Below are 5,367 nucleotides of genomic sequence, written 5' to 3'. Positions count from 1 at the left end.
CACGGCTGTCGGATTCGCGGTCGATGCGGCCCGGGGCACCGAACTCACCGCGGCGTTCTCCACCTTCTACTTCCTCGGCTGCGTGCTCGCCGTGGCCGCTGCCAGTAATCGGGCGCTGTTCACCGCGATCGTGCAACCACCACTGCTCCTGTTCGTCGCCGTCCCGGTCGGCCAGAGCATCGTTGCAGACGAGAACAGCACTGCACTCAAGGACCTTGCGATCAATGTGGCGTACCCCCTGGTCAACCGCTTTCCCGTGATGCTGGCCGCCACCGTCGTAGTACTGATGATCGGCGGACTTCGCCGCTTCCTGCTGCAGCAACGACGTAACGGCCCGGCGCGTCCATCGGAGCGGCGACGCCCCCCGCGTGCGTCCCACGCTGCCAGGACAGAAACCGAACGCCCGTCGCGTGCCGCCCGGGCAGAAAACGAACGGCCGTCCCGTGCCGGCCGGGCAGAAACCGAACGGCCGTCTCGCGCTGCCCGTCGCGACACCGAGTCGGCGCCCGAACGTCCGCGCGCTACGCCCCGCCGACCCGATTCCCCGCCGCCTCGCCGATCGTCGTCGTCGGGCCGGACCGCCACTCCACCCCCGCCGATCCGCGACCGGGCGGCTGCGATACCGCACTCTTCTCGCGCGGCCGGCATTCAGGAGTCCCCTTCGGCGTCACCGCGGACCGCCTCGCGGTCACGGGTGAATGCCGATATTCCGGCCCACCCGATTCCGCAGGTGCGCTACCGGGACCGCTACGAACCCCCGTTCGGGACCGAGCAGCCCCGGTAGATCGGGACCGCTCGTCCGGTCAGGAACGTGCGGCACGCAACTCGCGGGGCAGTGCGAAAACGAGTGTCTCGTTGGCCGTCGTGACCGGCTGGACATCATGGAATCCGTGCTCGGCAAGTAGGTCGATCACTCCCCGCACGAGGATCTCCGGCACCGAGGCGCCCGAGGTGATTCCCACCGTGCGCACGCCGTCGAGCCATGCCGGATCCACCTCACGAGCGAAATCGACGAGGTAGGAGGCCTTCGCCCCCGCTCCGAGTGCCACCTCGACGAGCCGCACCGAGTTGGACGAGTTGCGGGAACCCACCACGATGACGAGATCGCACTCCGGCGCCATCGCCTTCACCGCGACCTGGCGGTTCTGGGTGGCGTAGCAGATGTCGTCGCTCGGCGGATCCTGCAGGTGGGGGAACCGTTCCCGCAGTCGCGCGACGGTCTGCATCGTCTCGTCGACGCTCAGCGTGGTCTGTGACAGCCAGATCACCTTGGATTCGTCGCGCACCGTCACGGCGTCCACCGAATCGGGCCCGTCGACGAGCTGCACGTGATCCGGGGCCTCGCCCGCGGTGCCCTCGACCTCTTCATGGCCCTCGTGGCCGATGAGGAGAATGTCGTAGTCGTCACGGGCGAAGCGCTTGGCCTCCTGGTGCACCTTGGTGACCAGCGGGCACGTCGCGTCGATGGTGCGGAGACCGCGCGCGGCAGCTGATTCGTGCACCGCCGGAGACACCCCGTGCGCGGAGAACACGAGCAGCGCACCCTCGGGCACTTCGTCGGTTTCGTCGACGAAGACCACACCGCGTTCGGTGAGCGTCTCGACGACGTGCCGGTTGTGCACTATCTCCTTGCGCACGTAAATGGGGGCACCGTGCTTCTCGAGGGCCTTCTCGACCGTCTCGACCGCACGATCGACGCCGGCGCAGTATCCGCGTGGCTCAGCGAGCAGAACGCGCTTCTCGTCACCGGAACGCGATCCGGAGTCTGCCGAACGCGTGATACCGACATTCAGGGGAACAGCCGAAGACATGCCTTCAGCGTACGGGGCAGCCCAGCGGGGGCACGTCGGCTACCCAAACGTGTCGATCTCAGGCAGGCTGTGGGCATGATTCGTCCCCCGTTCGCTGCGCGCGTCGCCGCCGGAATCGCCGTGACGGCCGTAGAGGAAGCCAGGAAACTACCGGTCACCGCGGTGACCCTGCCGATGACCGCGATCAGCCAGGTCCTGCAGACCTCGATGCGGCTTCAGCAGACGATCACGGCGCTCGCCATCAAGGGCGATCAGGCCTTCGCCCTCATCCACTGGACGCACGACGACGAGCAGCCGTCGTGGGCGGTTTTCGACGAGGACACCCCGACCGCGCCGGTCACGAGCACTCTCACGGACGAGCGTCCAGGCCGCTTCGCGCTCTACTCACTGAGCCCGCAGGATCAGACATCCGAGCAGGGTGCATCGCCGGGGACCGCACCCACCAACGGTGCCTCCGGCAAGCCTGCCTCCGAGAAGCCCGCCGAGAAGACGGCCACCGAGGCGCCTTCCGTGGCCGTGCCGGAGATCGCGACCTACCTCGATTACGGTTCACTCACCCTCGCCCAGCTTCGGGCCCGCCTCCGCACCCTCTCGGTCGAAGACCTCACAGCCCTGCTCGACTACGAGAAGGCGACCCGCGCGCGGGCACCGTTCCTGACCATGCTGACCAACCGCATCACCACAGCCAAGGCGAAGTGACCTCCGCACAGCCCCGCGCGAGCAGTCCAGGACCGAGCACCGCCGAGCATCCCTGGCCGGTGCGCACGGTATCAGCCAAGGTCGCGCAATGGATCGACCGACTCGGCAGTGTCTGGGTCGAGGGTCAGATCACACAGATCAACGCCCGTCCGGGTACCAGGACGGCGTTTCTGGTTCTCCGCGACCCCTCCGTGGACATGTCGCTGTCGGTGACGTGCTCGCCCCAGTTGCTACAGAATTTCCCGGTCCCGCTCACCGAGGGCAGCCGGGTGATCATGTTCGGCAAGCTCTCGTTCTACACCGGTCGCGGGTCCGTGTCGTTGCGGGTCACCGAGATCCGGGCCGTCGGAATCGGTGAGCTGCTGGCCCGTATCGAACGACTGCGCGCACTGCTCGCCGCCGAAGGACTGTTCGATCCGCGGCTCAAACGGCCACTCCCGTTCCTGCCCGGCACGATCGGGTTGATCACCGGCCGGGGCGGAGCGGCCGAGCACGACGTGCTGAGTGTGGCGCAACGCCGCTGGCCGGCCGTGCGGTTCGAGGTTCGCAATACACCCGTTCAGGGCGCCACGGCGGTGCCGCAGATCCTGAGCGCATTGAAGGAACTCGACGCCGATCCTCATGTCGACGTGATCATCCTCGCCCGCGGCGGCGGCAGCGTCGAAGACCTCCTGCCGTTCTCCGACGAGACGCTGTGCCGGGCGATCGTCGCGTGCACCACCCCGATCGTCAGTGCCATCGGGCACGAACCGGACAGCCCGCTCAGCGACCACGTCGCCGATCTGCGTGCTGCCACACCGACGGATGCCGCCAAACGCGTCGTCCCGGATGCAGTCGCCGAGCAGGCATTGGTCAGCGAACTGCGGGCACGCAGCGCGGCCGCGCTCCGAAACTGGGTGCAGCGTGAATCGCATCATCTGACGCAGCTGCGAAGCCGGCCGGTCCTGGCCGATCCGCTCAGGGCCATCGATCATCGCGCCGAGGAGATCGAGCGTCTGAGGGATGCGGGGCGTCGCGACATCACCCGTGCCATCGCAGCCGAGAGCACCACAGTCGAGCACCTCCGCGCACGCCTCACCACGCTCGGCCCCGCAGCAACCCTGGCCCGCGGGTACTCGGTGGTGCAGCGCATTGTGCCCGACAGCGACCCCGAGGTGCTGCGGTCCGTCGAGGACGCACCACCGGGAACCCAGATTCGCGTTCGAGTCGCCGACGGCGCAATCCGCGCCGCGGTGATGGGAAAGGAAAAGTAGAACATGAGCACGCCCTCCGGAAAAGGCGACGACATCGCGGAGCTGGGCTACGAAGCTGCCCGTGACGAGCTGGTCGACGTGGTCAGGATCCTCGAACAGGGCGGCCTCGACCTCGACGCCTCACTCGCCCTCTGGGAGCGCGGCGAGGCACTCGCCAAGCGCTGCGAAGAGCATCTGGCGGGAGCGCGCAAGCGGGTCGAGACCGCCCTCGCTCACGCCGAAGACGAGGACTGACCGACCCGCAGCGTCAGGATTCGAGCAGCGTCAGGATTCGAGTATCTCGGCTTCCGTGGCCTCCGTGGCCAGTCGTGTGAACGCCTCCGGGGACGCGCTGCCGGTGATCAGGACCCGGACATCACCGAAGTCCGAGATCCAGATCGGTTCGACACCCTCGCCGCCGTACACGATCCAGGTACGACCCGCCACGTCCTCGGTTCCGGTGGCGCTGCGGGGGGCACCGGCCACGAACGGCACGAGTGCGGTCTCGGCTGCGTCGCTCTGCGTGAGCTGAACGTAGCGGCCTGCCTCGGTGATGAATCCCACGGTGCTCGAGTCGCCGCCCTCGTCGCCGCTGACGATGCTGCGGCTGCCCGAGTTGGGGGTCCAGCCCTCCGGAACCTCCGGCTGCCGAACGGGGAACGGCAGGTCCTTCGCGTCGTACTTCAACGCCGAATCGACGTCGAAGCTCGGGATGGGGCCGGTGGTGGGCCCGCCGGGGCTGAACGTGCACTGGCTGGCGATACCCGCGATCAGTACACAGAACAGGACAAGGGGTATGAGCGACCACACCATGTCGCGGTTGTTGTGCAGAATGCGGGGTTTATCAGAGGCCACGGACACCAGTATCCAGGCTCGGCCCGGCGGCGACGATTCACGGTCCCGGAAAACGCAACCCAGCAGCGCACGTCACACACCTTTCTGGGACAATCAGCCCATAGCGTCGACTCAGGCGTCGACCCTCACTGCACCAGGAGGCACTACCCATGACGGCCAGCACCACGTCGAGTCGCCGCGAGGCCCCGGACCGAAACCTTGCTCTGGAATTGGTCCGAGTCACCGAGGCTGGTGCGTTGGCTGCCGGTCGCTGGGTCGGCCGCGGCGAGAAGGAGCGCGGTGACGGTGCCGCGGTCGACGCGATGCGTCAGCTCGTCCACACCGTGTCGATGCGGGGCGTCGTCGTCATCGGTGAAGGCGAGAAGGACGAAGCGCCGATGCTGTTCAACGGCGAAGAGGTCGGCAACGGCGACGGCCCCGACTGCGACTTCGCCGTGGACCCGGTCGACGGCACCACCCTGATGTCCAAGGGCATGCCGAACGCCATCTCCGTCCTCGCGGTGGCCGAGCGCGGTTCGATGTTCGACCCCTCCGCGGTGTTCTACATGGAGAAGATCGCCGTCGGACCCGACGCTGCCGACGTCATCGACATCACCGCGCCCGTCGCAGAGAACATCAAGCGTGTCGCGAAGGTTCGCAAGGCGTCCGTCTCCGACGTCACCGTCTGCATCCTCGACCGTCCTCGCCACGCCCAGCTCATCAACGACGTCCGCGAGGTCGGCGCCCGTATCCGGCTGATCTCGGACGGCGACGTGGCCGGGGCCATCGCC

At 67.7% G+C, this 5,367-nt stretch carries 7 protein-coding genes; 5 read left to right on the top strand and 2 right to left on the bottom strand.

Features of this window, described 5'->3' with window-relative positions:
- Positions 1 to 784: DUF6542 domain-containing protein (locus WAW17_RS11275; protein ID WP_422333066.1), on the top strand; the 784-nt coding region annotated here is incomplete at its 5' end.
- A 19-nt stretch (positions 785 to 803) separates the two neighbouring features.
- On the opposite strand, the gene WAW17_RS11270 is transcribed toward WAW17_RS11275, so the two are convergent.
- Positions 804 to 1,811 carry a 4-hydroxy-3-methylbut-2-enyl diphosphate reductase gene (locus WAW17_RS11270; protein ID WP_422333065.1) on the bottom strand — a complete coding sequence of 336 codons (1,008 nt, stop codon included), beginning with the start codon at positions 1,809 to 1,811 and terminating at the stop codon, positions 804 to 806.
- Positions 1,812 to 1,886: 75 nt separating this feature from the next.
- Between WAW17_RS11270 and WAW17_RS11265 the strand changes: the two genes are divergently transcribed.
- From WAW17_RS11265 to WAW17_RS11255, 3 genes are read left to right on the top strand one after another with little or no spacing between them, the layout of a single operon-like run.
- Positions 1,887 to 2,510 (top strand): lipid droplet-associated protein, encoded by a 624-nt coding sequence (locus WAW17_RS11265; RefSeq protein ID WP_422333064.1) that lies wholly within the window; start codon positions 1,887 to 1,889, stop codon positions 2,508 to 2,510.
- Positions 2,507 to 3,763 (top strand): exodeoxyribonuclease VII large subunit, encoded by a 1,257-nt coding sequence (gene xseA, locus WAW17_RS11260; protein ID WP_422333063.1) that lies wholly within the window; start codon positions 2,507 to 2,509, stop codon positions 3,761 to 3,763. The genes WAW17_RS11265 and xseA overlap by 4 nt, the downstream gene beginning before the upstream one ends.
- Positions 3,764 to 3,766: 3 nt before the next feature.
- Entirely contained in the window at positions 3,767 to 3,997 is a 231-nt protein-coding gene (locus WAW17_RS11255) for an exodeoxyribonuclease VII small subunit (RefSeq protein WP_422333062.1), read from the top strand.
- A 30-nt stretch (positions 3,998 to 4,027) separates the two neighbouring features.
- On the opposite strand, the gene WAW17_RS11250 is transcribed toward WAW17_RS11255, so the two are convergent.
- The gene (locus WAW17_RS11250; RefSeq protein ID WP_422333061.1) at positions 4,028 to 4,597 is read right to left on the bottom strand and encodes a DUF4245 domain-containing protein; all 570 of its coding nucleotides are present in this window, start codon (positions 4,595 to 4,597) and stop codon (positions 4,028 to 4,030) included.
- A gap of 149 nt (positions 4,598 to 4,746) precedes the next feature.
- On the opposite strand from WAW17_RS11250, the gene WAW17_RS11245 reads away from it, so the two are divergent.
- A partial coding sequence (locus WAW17_RS11245) for a fructose-bisphosphatase class II family protein (RefSeq protein WP_422333060.1) occupies positions 4,747 to 5,367 on the top strand: 621 nt, incomplete at its 3' end.

It is taken from the genome of Rhodococcus sp. (in: high G+C Gram-positive bacteria), assembly GCF_049286785.1.
Taxonomy (GTDB): domain Bacteria; phylum Actinomycetota; class Actinomycetes; order Mycobacteriales; family Mycobacteriaceae; genus Rhodococcus_F.
This window is presented reverse-complemented; position numbering and strand designations above follow the sequence as displayed.

What these genes read in the sequence shown, in the direction of transcription:
- WAW17_RS11270 (WP_422333065.1), bottom strand. Translation starts at nt 1,811, where the DNA reads ATGTCTTCGGCTGTTCCCCTGAATGTCGGTATCACGCGTTCGGCAGAC.
- WAW17_RS11265 (WP_422333064.1), top strand. Translation starts at nt 1,887, where the DNA reads ATGATTCGTCCCCCGTTCGCTGCGCGCGTCGCCGCCGGAATCGCCGTG.
- WAW17_RS11255 (WP_422333062.1), top strand. Translation starts at nt 3,767, where the DNA reads ATGAGCACGCCCTCCGGAAAAGGCGACGACATCGCGGAGCTGGGCTAC.